Raw genomic sequence first — 528 nt, 5'->3', positions numbered from 1 at the left:
CGCCGGCGGCGAGCAGGAACCGCACCACCACACCGTCCCGGTCAGCCTGGGTGGCCTGGTCCATGCCGGGGGCGAAGTGCAGCGCGTAGTACAGCACCGCGGGGATGATCCCGGCCGCCCCGTTCGTGGGGGCGGTGACCACCCGCCCGCCGGAAGCGTTCTCCTCGTTCACCGCCAACGCCACCAAGTTAACCCACTCCTGCCAATACCGTGGATCGTGCCGGCCCTCGTCCCAGGCCGCGTCCTGGTCCTCGCTGTTGTCCTGGTCCTCCAGGCCGTCGGCGCATTCCTTCTTCAGCCGGTCGTACCAGTCCGGGGCCCGGCGGCGGACCTTCAACCCGCCCGGCAGCACCCCGTCCCGCTTCAGGGACGTGGCCACGCAGTTTTCCATCACCGACCAAATCTGCAGCAGCCCGGCCCGGATCTCCCCCTCATCCCGGGAGGCCAGCTCGTTCCTGAACATCACATCGGCGATGCCCAGCCCGGTCACCGCGCAGTGCTCCAGCAACTCAGCGGCGGTCCGGAACG

1 protein-coding gene is annotated in these 528 nt (G+C 69.7%); it reads right to left on the bottom strand.

Annotation, left to right across the window (positions count from 1 at the left end; translation table 11 throughout):
- Positions 1-528: L-serine ammonia-lyase, iron-sulfur-dependent, subunit alpha (locus ACFO0G_RS19925; protein WP_376979810.1), on the bottom strand; the 528-nt coding region annotated here is incomplete at both ends.

The sequence above is a fragment of the Arthrobacter sedimenti genome, assembly GCF_042652025.1.
GTDB lineage: Bacteria > Actinomycetota > Actinomycetes > Actinomycetales > Micrococcaceae > Arthrobacter > Arthrobacter sedimenti.
The sequence above is the reverse complement of the archived record's forward strand: the minus strand, read 5'-3'. Positions and strand labels throughout refer to the sequence as shown.